This window comes from Candidatus Saccharibacteria bacterium (genome assembly GCA_016699955.1).
Lineage (GTDB): Bacteria > Patescibacteriota > Saccharimonadia > Saccharimonadales > UBA4665 > JAGXIT01.
This window is the reverse complement of sequence record CP064993.1, coordinates 177,817-192,785: the sequence shown is the minus strand read 5'-3', so window position 1 is coordinate 192,785 and position 14,969 is coordinate 177,817. Positions and strand designations below refer to the sequence as shown.

Below are 14,969 nucleotides of genomic sequence, written 5' to 3'. Positions count from 1 at the left end.
GCTTGTCGTTGACTAACATACGATAAGCATATGCAAGGCAACGATTTGTTTGACAAAGCGCTTATTGCAGCCGAACAAGCGGCGCGTCGTTTGCTGCCCGCAAAACCAGAACCCCTCACTAGCGCCGACGTGCAAAAGGCACGTGAGTACATTGCTGAATATTGGGTAAAACTCGAACGGTTTCACCCAGTAGACGATGAAAGTTTGCTGGGCATGCCAAACCCATACCTCGTCCCTAGTTTTGACGAGACTGCCAGCTTCGACTACAACGAAATGTACTACTGGGACAGTTACTTTATGGTGCAGGGAATGCTCGATGAGCCGCACCGAAGCTTGACGACAGGCATTTTGGAAGATTTGCTTTACCTGTTTGAGCGGTTTGGCGCTATACCAAATGCATCCCGTACTTATTTGACCGGACGTTCTCAGCCACCATTTCTGACAAGTTTTATTTTTGACGTTTACGGCCGTTATGAACTAGACACTGCATGGTTAAAGCGAGCCATCGCCATCGCCCAGCAAGAATATAATGTTGTCTGGCGTGGTACAAAAAAGCCCAATGAGCGGCTGGTACACAAAGGTTTGAGCCGGTACTACGATATCAATTATCTCCATGATCTTGCCGAGGCGGAAAGTGGCTGGGATATGACGCCGCGCTTTGGCCGCAAGGCGCTCAACTACCTGCCGGTTGACTTAAATGCGCTGCTATACAAATACGAGACTGACTTTGCTCGTGCCGCCCGGATACTTGGCGACGAAAAGGAATCGGTAGCATGGCTTGACGCTGCCGAAAAACGTAAAAAAGCAATGAACGAACTTATGTGGGATCAAATGCGGGGGTTGTACTACGACTACGATTACAAAAAACAAAAACGTAGTAACACTAGTAGCCTCGCTGCCTACTATCCTATGTGGGCAGGAATGGTAAGTGAAAAGCGGGCTGCCGTACTCGTCAAATCACTGCGTCGTTTTGAAAACAAAGGTGGGCTAGCGACCACCGACGCGCTGCCACTTGGTCAATTCGTACCGGGCAGCGTGCCCGTACAGTGGGCGTTTCCAAACGGTTGGGCGCCGTTGCACCTAATTGTCGTCGAGGGGCTTATGCAATATGGTTACCATGAAGATGCAGAGCGCATCGCCATGAAATGGCTCCGAACTAATCTAGACTGGTTCAACGAGCATGGTGTATTTCTTGAAAAATATAATGTCGTTAATCCAGACAAACCACCTCAAAAAGGTGTTTACCCCAGCCAGACCGGCTTTGGCTGGACGAACGCTGTTTTCGAACGCTTCTGCCAAGAGTTTATTGACAAGCGTCCATAGCCTCAAGTTATCTTTCCTATGGGTAGTTAGCTGACTGCACTCAGCATATCTTCAGCATCAAATGGTATATATGAGTGTAGTAGCTAAAACTAAGGAGAAGATGATGGCTCAAGAAACGCAAAATGAAGTAAAGGCCACCGAAGTAAAAAACACCCAACCAAGTAAAAAACCTTGGCAGACGCCTAGCTCCTCAGCGCTCGGTCTAATCCTGATGGCACTCGTGTTTTTTAGCCTACTGTGCGCGGCTTTTATGCTCGGCAAGAACGTCGGCGATGACCGTGGCCAGTTTGATAGGATGGGCGATAGGATTATGACACGCGGTGGTTATGGTGACGATATGCGTGGTGGTATGCAGGGTGGTGCAAGAGCCGGTGGTGCCGGTCCTCGTGGTGGTATGAGGGGTGATGTCAACTCAGCGACAAGCACGCGCGTCATGGGTGTCGTGACTGCGGTGGACGGCAACACCGCCACCGTTTCTGGCAACGGTACAAGCACAAAGGTAATTATGAACGACAACACTGTCTACAAAGGCGACGACAAACCCGCTGTAGTGAATGACACTATCATGGCTGTCGGTGCGCGCGACAGTAGCAACAACCTTATTGCCTCGAGCGTCTTTCTAACCCGTCAATAAACTCGGCTTTCTAGAAAGTGGTATTGTTTTCTGTAGCGTGTCGGTATAATGATGGCATGACAACACAAACAAAAACGTGGAAAGACGTGAATGCTATTTACCAGATATATCCGCGGAGCTTTCAGGATGGAAACGGGGACGGTGTGGGTGATTTGCAGGGGATCATTCAGCGCCTTGGTTATCTCAAGGGTGGGGAAGAGCCATTGGGGATTGATGCCGTGTGGTTCTCGCCGTTTTTTCCAAGCCCCATGGCAGATTTTGGCTACGATGTTAGCGACTACTGCGATATAGACCCACTGTTTGGAACACTGGAGGATTTTAAGGAGCTACTAGCACAAGCCCACGAACAAGGCATAAAAGTCATGATAGATTTTGTGCCAAACCACACATCGAGCGAACACCCCTTGGTTTCTTCTTTCAAAATCGTCTAAGACTAACGATAAGCGCGATTATTACGTCTGGCGCGATGCCAAGCCTGACGGTTCACCGCCGAACAACTGGCTAAGTATATTCGGTGGATCGGCTTGGGAATGGGACGAGACAACGGGACAATACTACCTACATACATTCCTCAAAGAACAGCCTGACCTCAACTGGGACAACCCGCACGTTCGCAATGAAATGGCGCAAATTTTGAGGTTTTGGTTTGACATGGGTGTTGACGGTATGCGGGCAGACGCCGTGCGTTGGATCTCTAAAGACGAAAGTCTCCGCGACGATCCGCGCAACCTAAAATATACCGACCGTCCGCCAGACGACCCATACTGGGGGCTTATACACGTTCATAGCCGGTTTGGGCCACACTTGTTTGAGTATTTGCGAGAGCTGACCCACGTTGTAGAGGAATATGAAAACCGCATCATGATTTTTGAGGATTACCCTGACGAAGCCTACACCACACGCGACCAATATCTCGGCTTTTACGGCATCAATCCTCGCGTGAGCATGCCGTTTAACTTTGAGGGCATCGGACTACCGTTTACAGCCGAAGCATATCGCAATTTTATCACCGAGTTTCAGGGATTTTTTGAACCAAGACGAACACACTCCAGTTTATTGTTTTGGCAATCATGATCAACATCGACTGGCTTCACGCACCGGCGTAGCGCAGGCGCGCGTGGTAGCCCTTACTCAGCTTTGTCTGCCTGGTCTGCCGGTTATCTACTACGGTGACGAACTTGGCATGACGGATGGGGTAATTCCGCCGAGTGCCGTGCATGACCCTGTGCAGCTGCGTAAGCCCGAACTCAACGAAGGGCGCGACCCCGAACGTACACCCATGCAGTGGGACGCTACGAGTGCGGCCGGCTTTACGACTGCCACACCGTGGCTTCCGGTTGCGGCTGGGGCGGGGGAGTGCAACGTTGTTGTTGAGCTAAATGACGATGATTCATGCCTGGCGCTCTACCGGCGTTTATTGGATTTGCGCAGTCGGTACGACATACTCCGTCACGGCGACTACGAGTCGGTGAGCGGTGAAGCCGACGAACAGGTATTTGCTTTTGGTCGCCGTAGTGGAGACGAGCATGTTTTTGTGGTGGCAAATTATTCACGGCGCGAGGCAACGTTTACTCTGCCGCATGGTGGCCGCGTACTCGTGAGCGTGCGCCCGCAGAGACCGCCGCGCATTGACGAAAACGGCGTAGTTCATCTCTCGCCGCACGACGCTGCCCTCATCGAGTGCGCCAAACATCCACTTGGGAAGAACGAAACATAAATGGGGTTAAGTCCAACAGATATGCAAGAGCCATATGAAGTAAAAATGGCATGCGAGGAGAAGATCGCTTTCGACACAAAAAAACAAGCGGAGGCTACGGCCACGACCAGTCAATACTGGTATGGTTCGCGCCCGCAGGCATATCGATGCCACTACTGCCACTTGTGGCACCTCTCACATCATCACCAGACTAGAGTATACTGAGATTTGCACAGACCGAAAGTCTGCCGAAATCTCAAACCAAGGAGCGAAGTCGAAAGTTGAAGATTTCGGGAAAAGTAGCTGGCTAAGACAGGAACTAAGCGGGATAGTCAAGGCAGGTTCCGGCTCAGCGGAAGTCATGGCCAAGCGGCGGAGGGTTCTTAGCTCAGTTGGCTAGAGCGCAGCATTCACATTGCTGAGGTCACAGGTTCGAGCCCTGTAGGACCCACCAGTTTATTATTAAATATAAAGTTTCATTTTTTAGACAAAATATATGGACGAACTCAAGAAAAAACTAACTCTTTCCCAGAACGACAAGCTTAATGGCCTGCGTGCCGCCGTGCTTGGTGCAAACGACGGCGTGGTCAGTACGGCCGGACTGATTTTTGGCGTGGCTGGCGCCACAAACAACAAGGGTGCAATATTTACGGCTGGTCTGGCGGGTCTGATTGCTGGTGCAATCAGCATGGCGCTCGGCGAGTATGTTTCGGTTAGTACGCAGCGCGACACAGAGCGAGCTTTCATTGCTCGTGAGAAAGAGCTGCTTAGTAAAGATCCTGAAGGTCAATTATCTGACCTGGCCACATTTTATGAAAACAAAGGCGTTTCGCGCAAAACAGCTCTGCAGTTTGCAGAAGAGCTAACTAAAGGCGACCCGCTGAAGGCGCACCTAGAAACGGAACTCAAACTCGATGAAGCAGACCTGACAAATCCAATGACCGCTGGTGTAGCGTCGTTTTTTTCGTTTGGGCTCGGAGCACTTGTCCCACTTTTGACAGCAGTGTTGTCACCTGATGATACGCGCATACTTACTACACTTGTGGCCGTAGTCTTCGGGCTATTTGTTACCGGCTACTACAGTGCGAAGTTCGGTGGTGCCAACAAGGCTGCAGCCGTCCGACGTGTGCTCGTGGGCGGTTTGATAGCAATGGCCGTAACTTACGCCATTGGCCGCGCTTTCGGCACCGCCATAAGCTAAACTAACTCTTAACGCATAGTCTAGCTGTCGCCAAGTAGTTTCCAGTCAAGAAAAAAGGACTATCTGACGATAATCCTTTTTTGGTGGCTCCTCCCAGACTCGAACTGGGGACACAAGGCTCTTCAGGCCTCTGCTCTACCAACTGAGCTAAAGAGCCACATTGGGCTAAATTATAGCCTACTACTGATGATTACTCAATTATTACCGGTGACATATGCTAGGCCGCAAGTTGTACATCATTGAAACTACCGACTATACGAACAGATGCAGCGTGCTGTTCAATTTCAATAATTGCATCACGCATCTGAGGTGTATGTAGACCCGCCTCGGCCTCGATCACGAACCGTCCAAGTTCTTTTAAACCTTCAAAATAGGCAAGATTAATACCACGTTCTGCTAGTGCGGCGTAAATGGGCATGAGTCCACCGGGCTTATCTCCTTTTTCTTGGACGACAAACAGACTACTGGTTGCCGCATCGTTGGGTACAGGCTCACGGGAGAGAAGCATGAAGCTGGTGACTGCATGGGCACTGTTTAATCGGTCGGAAATAACAGTACCGCCGTTAGCTGCCGCAGCATGAGGGCTAGCAAGGGCAAGGTGGAACGAATTGCCTCCTTCGACTACCTGCTGAACACCCCCAGCAGTATCATCAACAATTACATGCATCGCACCCGGTAGTATACTCTTTAGTTTTTTTACACACTGCATGTAGGCCTCAAGTTGTGTGTATACCCGAACCTCTTTATGTCCAATAGCTGCCCGTACTTCGTCTAATGAAACCTCCGCACTACCTGCGACAAGGTTAATCTCAACTGGTAACAAACCTCTCTTGTGAGCCCAACTTCTAAGTTCCGGGTTAATGAGCTCATCTACGGAACGCTGGGCCTTGCCGGTTACTGTGCTATACGCAGCGACAGCCCAGTCAACTTGGCCTTTATGTAGACCACGGTACAATGACGGAAAATCCCGGTACCATACTTCATCATATTTTTGATTACCAATAAGCCCTTGTCCAGCGATGCTATGGTACGAGCCTGGGGCTTGAGTTTGGATGCCGACACGTAAGTTTTCTGACATTGTCACGCATTTCGCACCTTAACCACGCATACGAGCAGCCAGCGCTAGCTGGATGCTCGGTTTTATGACCTCCCACTTTTGTTGGTACATGCTGTTTTGTCTATTGTTTAGCCTGTCCTGAGATCTTCTTTTGTGTCTTTGTATCCAGGTGAGCATAGAGAGCCCAATGTGGTTTCTCTGTGCTCGGCCAGTGTTGGCCAGACAGCGAGTAAAACCACAGGTTTGTTTGAGTTCACGATGCAACACTTCGACGCTCCAACGTCTTTCAAAGTACTCTTTGACTTGGCTCCTGGATAGATCGAGCTTGCTAGTACCAATGTAATCAGTGCGACCGTGTTTGGTCACGAACCGGAATAGCTTGATCCATCCGTATCCTTTGAGGTGTACGACCAGACCTTCATCTGGTATCTCGAGGGTTTTAATCTGTACATGTGGTTTGTTGACCAAACGGTTGCTACGTAACCCCATCACCCAATCCCAGCCATGAGAGCGAGTGGCTTTAAGGTTATCTAGACTGGAATACCAGCTGTCGGCAACAACCATTTCAGGCGTAAGTTGACGCTGTTTCACAGCTGTCAGCATATCCCTGAAATGGTTGTTTTTAGTCTTGCCATCTTCCGACGGATTCCATATACGGTAGTCCATCGGTATGTAGTCTTCTTTACTGGTTTGCCATAAGGCATTAACTACACCAATACCTTTAGTTATGTCGTGCTTCGAGCCGGCATACTGCCAGTTTACTAATTCAGTTTTACCACTACGACTTTTGTCTATGACTACATCATCAAAGACAAGGATACCAGGTTTAGAGGCTACCTCAGATTTAGCAGCCTGCCACAGATCCTTGGGCTGTACCTTTTCGTCTGCAAGCCAACGAGAGATGCTGTCATGTGACAGTGTCGATCCATCTGGAGCAACTTCGCTCAGTGACAATGCTGAATATCTATCTGATGTTACTTCCAAGAAAGCACAATACAGATCGCGAGAACATTTTGATCGAGACATGTTTATTTTATCCTGCTTAGTTTTGCAGGGCTAACGCCCTGCTACTAATTATGCAGGTTGGGAGTTAAAGTGCGAAATGCGTGATTGTGTTACTTTCTCATGTATTAAAAAAGCCTCCTGGTGGAGGCGGGTAGTTGCTTGGTTGTTTTTGCTACAAGCTTACACGGCCTCCTTTAGAAGGGGTGGTAAAAAAGCTAAAGCTGAAAGTTGTCTTTGACACGAACTGTATAGTAGCACAAATCGTACGATATGCAACATTTTTCTAGATGCACTTATGTTTAGTAAGCCTGATTACAGCGGCAAGCATTATTAACAGGTATAGTAAACACGACTTCCGAAAACACCCCGTCTTCAGTGTCGTCTGGGAGCAAGTCAGAAGACATTTTCTCTGGATGAGGTGGAGCCGTAATTCCGCCAAACAAGAGAAAGGTGGCATGTGAATGCTCCTAGTGAGTCTGAAAGGGGGGAGAGTTCTATCGTAAGTCGAGTTTGAAACTTATTAAACGTTGGAGGGTTCAACTATGAAAAAATCTATTATCAAACTTAGTCTTTTGGCTGCCTGTGCAATTGTCTTTGTCGCAGCTCCTTTTGCAAGCGCTGCTTCAAGTTACAAACTCGCGCCTTGGACGTATGTCGGAACGGTAGCAGATTGCGGAAGCGAAGGCACGCCTGGGGGCGCCGTAGCTCGTATGGATGGCTTGGTCGGCAATCCAGCCCCGTCGCTGTATTTGGAAAAAAATGTGCCACTTACCGACTGTGTTGCGGCAGGAGCAACAATTGAAAATGTAGCAGGCGCAACGGTAGAAACGCTCAGTTTTGAATATAAAAACGGTGGACTATGTACGGGCGGATCACCACGGTTCAATCTAGTGGGCAGTGATAGTAACCTTTACTTTGTTGGTGGTTGCGGCAATGGAACTCAAACAGATTTGGGCAACGGCTGGACAAGAGTTGATCTTGACGTGTCAAACCCTACCCAAAGTTTCCCAGTCGTTCCCAGTGGAGTTACAGTTGACTACTTAGAAATAATGATTGACGAAACAGGCTCAACTTATATCGATAACGTTAGGGTCAATGGGGTACTCGTTTCTGAACCAACAGTGTCAAGCGATTGTAAGAAAAATGGCTGGAAAGATTTGAGTACAAGCGACTCTAAGCCGTTCAAAAATCAAGGTCAGTGCGTGGCATACTTTCAAAGCAACGAAGCCAGCAAGCATCATCGCGTGGTTACGGTGCCGAGTATTTAGCAGCAATAAATAACTGCATATCCAAAAAAGCACGGCTTTAAACACCGTGCTTTTTTAATGAGTTAGACGTGCCGCGGAGATCACGATGAATATGCCGATAGTGTTGAGGACGAAGGCCAGCAGAAAAAACTGCCATTTTTTGACACGGCTCAGCCCCAGCATGCTCACGCCAACTTCGTCGGGCAGGGGAGAGGCAATGACAAATGCGCCAACCACTGGTAGCACCCAAGCAAAATACGGGCTTTTAAATAGTATTTTTAGCCGCGGTGTTTGTAGCTTGTGGACGAGTGGCAGTAACTCGGCAAATACGCGGTCTTTCATAAAACGAAAAATGATGTAATCGCCTACCATAGCGCCAAAACCAGCTAAAAGTGCAACTTCTACTGGGTGGAGTACTGTGGCGAGGTGAAACAGCACCACAGCAGCCGGTGCAACTGTGAAAGTTGAAACAAAAAACATTCCTGTAAGCAACGCTCCTACGTAGCCCAGATCGCCCACGCTTTTGACGACTGAGTCGACCTGTGGCGTCTGAGCCAGCCAAATAAACGCCACCAGGCTTATAACCAGCAGCGCCGTATTTTTGTACTTCCAACGCCGCCACTTTTTTTGCAGTTTGGTGTAGTCAGTGTACATTGTCCTTTTGTGTTTTGGCATTGCCCTTACATTATACCAGCCACCCTTAGGTATACTCGACTTACGGAATAATCTGCACCGGGCATCTCATTTCCTCGGGAGTTCTTTTGTAAGCCCAGCACAGGGAACTGCGAAATGCGTGTAATTTGTTTATTGACTGCATTTGCTACTACGTGGTACTATGTAGTGGTAGTAAGTGTTACTATATAGTAAAGGAATCATCCATTTGAACAACATAACTGAATTACTAAAAGGCGTTCTGGAGGGCTGCGTACTTGAAGTTATCAGTCGCAGTCCTACTTATGGATACGACATAACTCAGCAATTAAGAAGACTTGGTTTTAAGGACGTTGTAGAGGGCACGGTCTACACAATCTTGCTCCGCCTAGAAAAGAACGGATACGTCAGTACAGAAAAGAAGCCCTCCGTAGTAGGCCCACCCCGTAAGTTCTATAGTTTAACTAAACTCGGCAAGGAGGAGCTTGGAAAGTTTTGGGCAAAATGGAACTTTGTATCATCGAAGATTAATGAATTAAAGGAGGGTTAAATGGTAAATATACTTGAGAAATTGATTGGTGACAAAAAAGAATGGCGAGCCATGGAAGCACGCGCAAAAGCACTTCCAGAAGACTACACATTTGTGTACCACAAAATTCAGCATTATATGTGGAATCACGCTGCTGGTTCAGGCATGGACATGATAGCTATTTTTAAGGATTTACTCGAACTATTTGAGGAAGGTAATGCAAATAACAAGCATGTGCTAGAGATTACTGGCAATGACGTTGCAACATTTTCGGACGAACTGTTGAGAAATGCGCGGACGTACACTGAAGACTGGCATAAGAAATTAAATACAGATATTGCAAAACGCTTTAACAAAGAAATTTGAGATTTATTAAGCCAACACCACAGGGGGAATAGTGTCAAAAATCGGTAGTTCTTGAGAAGCGCCACCGGCACTTCTCACTCAAGGCCGCTGCTAAACCACATTTTGAGCCATTTATATTTAATAAATAACTATTTTCCGGCGAACTTACTCGACAGCCACCACCATCCACCACCCAGCAATCCAACTACCAAACAATATGCCGCCGTAACAAGACCCCAGCCAAGTGGATCTGTCGGCCGCGGTAGATACGGCATAGTCAGGAAGGATATTAAGAGGATAAATAAATACCCAGGAATGGTCAGTGGATTTAGTTTGGGCTCTTTTTTAGACATTAGTGTTCTCTTTTTTAAGTTTTATGTGTAGGCCTCATTTTACCAGAATTATGTGGTCAAAGATATGTTACAATATTGTTTATGAAATTGAGCAACAATTTCCTACCAGTTACAGCCTCGTTTTCTCGGCACCTCTTGCACTGGGCTTAAAGCCCTATTTATAAAAATACTATTTGAATCTTTTCTATTTACTTAACTAGGAGTGTTTACTATGTCCGCCATTGGAATACTTGGCGGTATGGGACCTCAAGCTAGTGCAAAACTATACGAGTTAATTATTAAAGGTACGCAGGAATATACTCCTGCTGCACTTGACGATTACCCAGAGATTGTGCTACTGAACGTACCCGTACCCAACTTCATATCAAACAAAAACGAACTACCAAAAGCCAAACAAATGCTCATTGAGCGTACCAAGCTACTTGAAAAAGCTGGCTGTACGGTCAACGGTATTGCTTGCAATACGGCACACATACTACTGCCTGAATTACAGGCTGTTACTAAAGTGCCGTTCCTATCCATACCCAGACTTGTTGCAGAACAAGCTAAAACTGCTGGCTACAAGCGAGTAGGTCTGTTAGCTACGCCCACGACTTTAAGTTCCACGCTCTACGATGAGGCTCTTGCTGACATTGCTAAAATTGTGCGACCACAGCGTGATTTTTCTCGGCAAATTGAGAGCTACATATATAAACAGCTCAGTGGCACCCTAAACAAAAATGAACAACAAACGTTCAAACAAGCAGTAAATAAGTTTAGGCAAATCAATAAGCTAGACACTGTAATTTTGGGTTGCACCGAACTGCCGCTAGTGTACGGCGAAAGCTTAAATAACGATACGATAATTGACACGTTGCAATTACTGGCTACGAGTTTGCTTGACTGCTACTTCAATACGTAGAACCCCGGTTCGGCATAATCATGTAGCTAAATATAAGCATGTAAGATACCCTGTATAGTATGAGTAATAGCGCCAGACGTCGTATGAGGGCAAATCCCGTTAGTATATTATCGGCCCAGATAACGTATCTTGGCAGCGGTCAGGCTAAACTGACATGGACGACAGCGCTTAACCCTGCAGGTGGCTGGACGGTAGGCCGCGACGGAGTGGATTCCGAAGGCACCGGGCCATGGTCAGGAACAGTCGGCGGTGCGGTGCGCGAGACGACATTTAATTTCTTAGTCACCGGCTCAACATATAACTTTACTGTCTCAGGTGATGGTTATAGCGATACCGTCTCACTCCTTATATCCGGTGTCGGCAATTTCATATCTAACTTTATGGTTACGGCTACTACCGATACTACTGTTAGTTTATCCTGGGCATATAGCGGCGCGACTCTCACTAACTACACGCTTAACCGCGGTGGTTCTACCATAGCCAACCCGGCTGCCGGAGCAACTACCTATACTGACACTGGTCTTACCCTTGGCACAAACTATTCCTACGCGCTCACAGGCAATTTGCAGGGCGGCGGCACGACCAGTACCGTAAATACAAATGGTACGACGACTGGCGGCGTAGGCACAGGCACGTGGATATCCGGCCAGTCCGAAGCTGCAACCACGGCGAACGGCAGCTTTGCCGCCTGGCGTGGCCGTCCTGTGGAGATCGGCGGCTCTTGGGCCGCACAGGACACAGAAGGGAACCACATTGCATCAGTTAGTTGGTTCGTGCCTTCGGGGGCGCCTTACGGTAACATCCCCGCCATGGACTGGGCTATCGGCGCCTTCTTGAACAGCGAGAGCGGTGCGTGGGGATCCGCTGCCTCTGGAGCGTTTGACTCACGTTGGACCTCTCAACTAACCACGCTCAAGAACGCGTGGGGCGCTCGTGACGCGACGAAGATGCACATCCGATTTGCACACGAGTTTAATGGCACGTGGTATCCGTGGTCTGTGACCCCTGGTAACGTCAACAACTTTAAAACTGCGTGGGCACGCTGGGCTAACCTCGTCCGGATTCACTTTCCTGGCGCGAAGACCGTCTGGTGTCCAAACGACGGCACTCACCAGGGTTACGACGTGCGCACTACATGGCCTGGAGACCAGTACGTAGACGTAGTTGGTGTCGACTACTATAACTGGGAAGGATCTGGTACTAACAACCTGTCAGCATTTAACACGCATATCAACCGAACATCAAACGGCGGCCCTATGGGTATCGAACAGTATCGCCTGTTTGCGGCGCAGCATGGCAAGCCAATAGCGCTCTGTGAGTGGAGCAACGCTGCCAGCGCCGGTGAAGCGCCGAACTGGTTCCAATACATGTACGACTGGATGACCGCTAACGGAGGCACAGGACCTGGGAACCTGCTGTATGACGTTGTCTTCAACGTCGCTGGCTATGGGACCCAGTTCGAGTTGTACCCGAACACGTACATGCCACAGTCCGCAGCCAAATACCAGCAGCTTTGGTAGAGATGAGCCAGTAGGTAGCAAACTTTACTGTTTTTAACTATATTATTACGACTAAAAATCGTATTGTATATAAATGTCAAAAACATCTGAACAACTTGATAAGGTTGTGGTCGTTAAAATTGGTACTACCTCTATGTTTCGCCACGAAGCCGGCCGTGAGTTACTAGACCGTGATTCCATGAAGCTTATTTGCGCTCAAGTTCTTAATCTCAGACAACAAGGTTACCATGTGCCACTAGTCTCGTCTGGTGCTGTTACGGCTGGTATGGAAGCAACTGGTACTGCCATGCGACCGGACGGTCAAGAAGCCATGCCCGAAATACAGCGGCTTGCGACTATTGGTTGGAGGCGTGTATTAAATGCTTGGTTCGACGCAATGGGCGTTGAAAACGGCGGCCTATTAGTAACTCGTAGGGAACTTAACATAAATACCCCTGAGCATGACGAAGCACTAAGAACTACACATACTCTGCTCTCTCATGGAGAAATCCCAATCTTAAACGAGAATGACGGCATAACTCACGGCGAACTATCCAACCAGTCATTTGGTCAAAACGATGAATTGTCGGCAATTTACGCTGCTCAAATCGCTAAGTCAGAACTATTCGGTAACGATGTCCGCTTAGTACTACTTAGTGATGTGGATGGTGTCTACGCTGACATGAATAACCCGTCTTCTATTATCAGAAAAATTAGCATGGGTGATATTGCTCAGTACGAACATTTAGCAGGTGGTTCAAATGGAGCTCATGGTAAAGGTGGTATGAAGACTAAGTTTGAAGCTGCAAAGATAGCCGCTGCTGCTGGTGTTGAAATGTGGATTGCGAATGGTCAGACCGAAAACGCTATACAACTAGCAATGGACGGCGAGATTGGGACACATTTTACGCTAAGCAGCTAGACAAATACCTTAGTTTTTACAGGGTCTAACCCTGGACAATACGTTGGTCAAATCCCTTTTATTCCCACTTTTGTTGTGCGAGCAAGCTTAAAAATACTTAAAGCAAAAATTGTAAAAATTCATACTGAGGCACTGCCCAAGCTGTGTTAATGTTGCCAATAAATATATGTTTTATACATAAAACGTGCTCGAAAGGAACGACCGATGAAACTATACAACTTCTCTTTACACCGAGAATCCGAGGTAACAAGACTCATCTTAACCTTAGTCGCTGTCACAGTAGCCTTACTTTTGGCACATAGTGCCAAGACTCCTATCCAGTCTATATCAGTAGCCAAGCCGGTTAACATGGTCGGCGCACCGGGAGCGCCTGCACCTCCGAGTGCTATATACTTGCGCCCACTTGCCGCATCTAGTTTGGTTGATGACGCACTGCAAGCTAGATTAGACGCCGAACAGGCAGCCCGTGATGCCTGGCAGGATAGGATAGACGCCCAAAATGAGCGTAGAGCAGCAGAAATTGCAGCCAGTGACGCGTGGCAGGCCATAGTCGACGCCCAAAATGAGCGTAGAGCAGCAGAAATTGCAGCCAGTGACGCCGCACAGCACTTATTGGATCAGCAGAATGAGGCTCTTGCTGCCCAGCAGGAAGCTGCCGATGCTGCCGCGGAAGCGATTGCCTTGGCAGCAGCCACACCGGCTACCACAACTGGTACAGTGGGCGGTATGGGCGGCGTCGCAGTTGCCACTACCACTGCTACCACAACAACGCCCGTAACGCCTACGCCTACGACTACAGCCACAACTCCGACTACAACACCAGGCACGACACCAGCTGCTACACCGGAAACTCCAGCTACCGGTCCAGATCCAGGGACGACAAATCCGGAGAATACAGGCACAACGGTTACAACACCGGCAGGTAATACGACTCCGCCACCGGCCACCTCAGGTACGGGCGGTGCCATCGCCACTCCAGCTGCACCCCTTGTCGTCTAATTAATACACGATGCCGGAAGTCGTAACAACTTGTTTCCACAGACCCGTTGGAACTTGAGCCTCGTCTACAAACTGCCAGGTAACCGTTCCACGACCATTAATACCTAGGTACATCGCGGTTGCCGGTGATAGGTCTATTCCTGCGCGCCTTTCCTTAGGTATATTGTCGCCAAAGACGTAATCAACGTCGTCTTCGTTGAACGGACCTACGTCTTCCCACTGGGCATACACCTCCTTGTTGCCATTTGTAATTTTGACCCAGCGGTTCTTCAGCAATGAAGTCCCTTCTTTTGGTTGGCCTGCATACCATGGTATCTTTTGCAGAACGCTGGCCGGCTTCGGCTGGCCGTTTTCTTGGTAATCGTTGAACGGCAAGGCGAAATAAAACGGGTTCTCTTTTGGCACGAAACTGCAAGGATTATATCCGCATCGATTATCGGGATCGTCTGCACCTCCATAATGACCCTGCCAGTCCTCCTGCCAGGTAGATGAGCGGTTATGAATGTAGTCATTGTCGGTATCGGCTGCCTCCCCAACCCAGAACACGGTCGCAACAATGTTTCTGTGTTCAGGCATACTACTTATTATAGAATTTGTGGTTCCGGAA

16 protein-coding genes, 2 tRNA genes and 1 pseudogene are annotated in these 14,969 nt (G+C 48.4%); 13 read left to right on the top strand and 6 right to left on the bottom strand.

Annotated features, from left to right (window positions below; translation table 11 throughout):
* Positions 1-30 precede the first annotated feature (30 nt).
* The 6 genes and pseudogenes from IPL85_00995 (at position 31) to IPL85_00970 (ending at position 4,854) form a co-directional block, all read left to right on the top strand.
* The gene (locus IPL85_00995; GenBank protein QQS20022.1) at positions 31-1,323 is read left to right on the top strand and encodes an alpha,alpha-trehalase; all 1,293 of its coding nucleotides are present in this window, start codon (positions 31-33) and stop codon (positions 1,321-1,323) included.
* A gap of 70 nt (positions 1,324-1,393) precedes the next feature.
* Complete coding sequence (locus IPL85_00990) at positions 1,394-1,957, top strand: hypothetical protein (GenBank protein ID QQS20021.1); 564 nt, start codon at positions 1,394-1,396, stop codon at positions 1,955-1,957.
* Between the two features lie 56 nt (positions 1,958-2,013).
* Positions 2,014-3,674, top strand: a pseudogene (locus IPL85_00985) (alpha-glucosidase C-terminal domain-containing protein).
* Between the two features lie 50 nt (positions 3,675-3,724).
* Positions 3,725-3,868 carry a hypothetical protein gene (locus IPL85_00980; protein ID QQS20020.1) on the top strand — a complete coding sequence of 48 codons (144 nt, stop codon included), beginning with the start codon at positions 3,725-3,727 and terminating at the stop codon, positions 3,866-3,868.
* Between the two features lie 162 nt (positions 3,869-4,030).
* Positions 4,031-4,107, top strand: a tRNA-Val gene (locus IPL85_00975).
* Between the two features lie 42 nt (positions 4,108-4,149).
* The gene (locus tag IPL85_00970; GenBank protein ID QQS20019.1) at positions 4,150-4,854 is read left to right on the top strand and encodes a VIT family protein; all 705 of its coding nucleotides are present in this window, start codon (positions 4,150-4,152) and stop codon (positions 4,852-4,854) included.
* 81 nt (positions 4,855-4,935) lie between these two features.
* Here the strand turns inward: IPL85_00970 and IPL85_00965 are convergent.
* From IPL85_00965 to IPL85_00955, 3 genes are all read right to left on the bottom strand, one after another.
* Positions 4,936-5,011: transfer RNA gene (locus IPL85_00965), tRNA-Phe, on the bottom strand.
* A 60-nt stretch (positions 5,012-5,071) separates the two neighbouring features.
* A complete protein-coding gene (locus IPL85_00960; protein ID QQS20018.1) occupies positions 5,072-5,932 on the bottom strand; it encodes a hypothetical protein in 861 nt (286 codons plus the stop codon).
* Between the two features lie 18 nt (positions 5,933-5,950).
* Complete coding sequence (locus IPL85_00955; GenBank protein QQS20017.1) at positions 5,951-6,937, bottom strand: transposase; 987 nt, start codon at positions 6,935-6,937, stop codon at positions 5,951-5,953.
* 521 nt (positions 6,938-7,458) lie between these two features.
* On the opposite strand from IPL85_00955, the gene IPL85_00950 reads away from it, so the two are divergent.
* Positions 7,459-8,184 (top strand): hypothetical protein, encoded by a 726-nt coding sequence (locus tag IPL85_00950; protein QQS20016.1) that lies wholly within the window; start codon positions 7,459-7,461, stop codon positions 8,182-8,184.
* Positions 8,185-8,238: 54 nt separating this feature from the next.
* On the opposite strand, the gene IPL85_00945 is transcribed toward IPL85_00950, so the two are convergent.
* A complete protein-coding gene (locus IPL85_00945; GenBank protein ID QQS20015.1) occupies positions 8,239-8,838 on the bottom strand; it encodes a hypothetical protein in 600 nt (199 codons plus the stop codon).
* Positions 8,839-9,043: 205 nt separating this feature from the next.
* Between IPL85_00945 and IPL85_00940 the strand changes: the two genes are divergently transcribed.
* Both IPL85_00940 and IPL85_00935 read left to right on the top strand, forming a co-directional pair.
* Positions 9,044-9,364 (top strand): PadR family transcriptional regulator, encoded by a 321-nt coding sequence (locus IPL85_00940; GenBank protein ID QQS20014.1) that lies wholly within the window; start codon positions 9,044-9,046, stop codon positions 9,362-9,364.
* Complete coding sequence (locus IPL85_00935; protein QQS20013.1) at positions 9,365-9,709, top strand: DUF1048 domain-containing protein; 345 nt, start codon at positions 9,365-9,367, stop codon at positions 9,707-9,709.
* Between the two features lie 128 nt (positions 9,710-9,837).
* Here the strand turns inward: IPL85_00935 and IPL85_00930 are convergent, their stop codons facing one another.
* Positions 9,838-10,041 (bottom strand): hypothetical protein, encoded by a 204-nt coding sequence (locus IPL85_00930; GenBank protein ID QQS20012.1) that lies wholly within the window; start codon positions 10,039-10,041, stop codon positions 9,838-9,840.
* 211 nt (positions 10,042-10,252) lie between these two features.
* Here IPL85_00930 and IPL85_00925 point away from each other — a divergent pair, with 211 nt between their 5' ends.
* The 4 genes from IPL85_00925 (at position 10,253) to IPL85_00910 (ending at position 14,362) form a co-directional block, all read left to right on the top strand.
* Positions 10,253-10,942 carry an aspartate/glutamate racemase family protein gene (locus IPL85_00925; GenBank protein ID QQS20011.1) on the top strand — a complete coding sequence of 230 codons (690 nt, stop codon included), beginning with the start codon at positions 10,253-10,255 and terminating at the stop codon, positions 10,940-10,942.
* Positions 10,943-11,001: 59 nt separating this feature from the next.
* Positions 11,002-12,462, top strand: a complete 1,461-nt coding sequence (locus IPL85_00920) for a hypothetical protein (protein ID QQS20010.1) — start codon at positions 11,002-11,004, stop codon at positions 12,460-12,462.
* Between the two features lie 73 nt (positions 12,463-12,535).
* Positions 12,536-13,363 carry a hypothetical protein gene (locus IPL85_00915; GenBank protein QQS20009.1) on the top strand — a complete coding sequence of 276 codons (828 nt, stop codon included), beginning with the start codon at positions 12,536-12,538 and terminating at the stop codon, positions 13,361-13,363.
* A gap of 204 nt (positions 13,364-13,567) precedes the next feature.
* A complete protein-coding gene (locus IPL85_00910) occupies positions 13,568-14,362 on the top strand; it encodes a hypothetical protein (protein ID QQS20008.1) in 795 nt (264 codons plus the stop codon).
* On the opposite strand, the gene IPL85_00905 is transcribed toward IPL85_00910, so the two are convergent.
* Positions 14,363-14,938 (bottom strand): hypothetical protein, encoded by a 576-nt coding sequence (locus IPL85_00905; GenBank protein QQS20007.1) that lies wholly within the window; start codon positions 14,936-14,938, stop codon positions 14,363-14,365.
* Positions 14,939-14,969 lie beyond the last annotated feature (31 nt).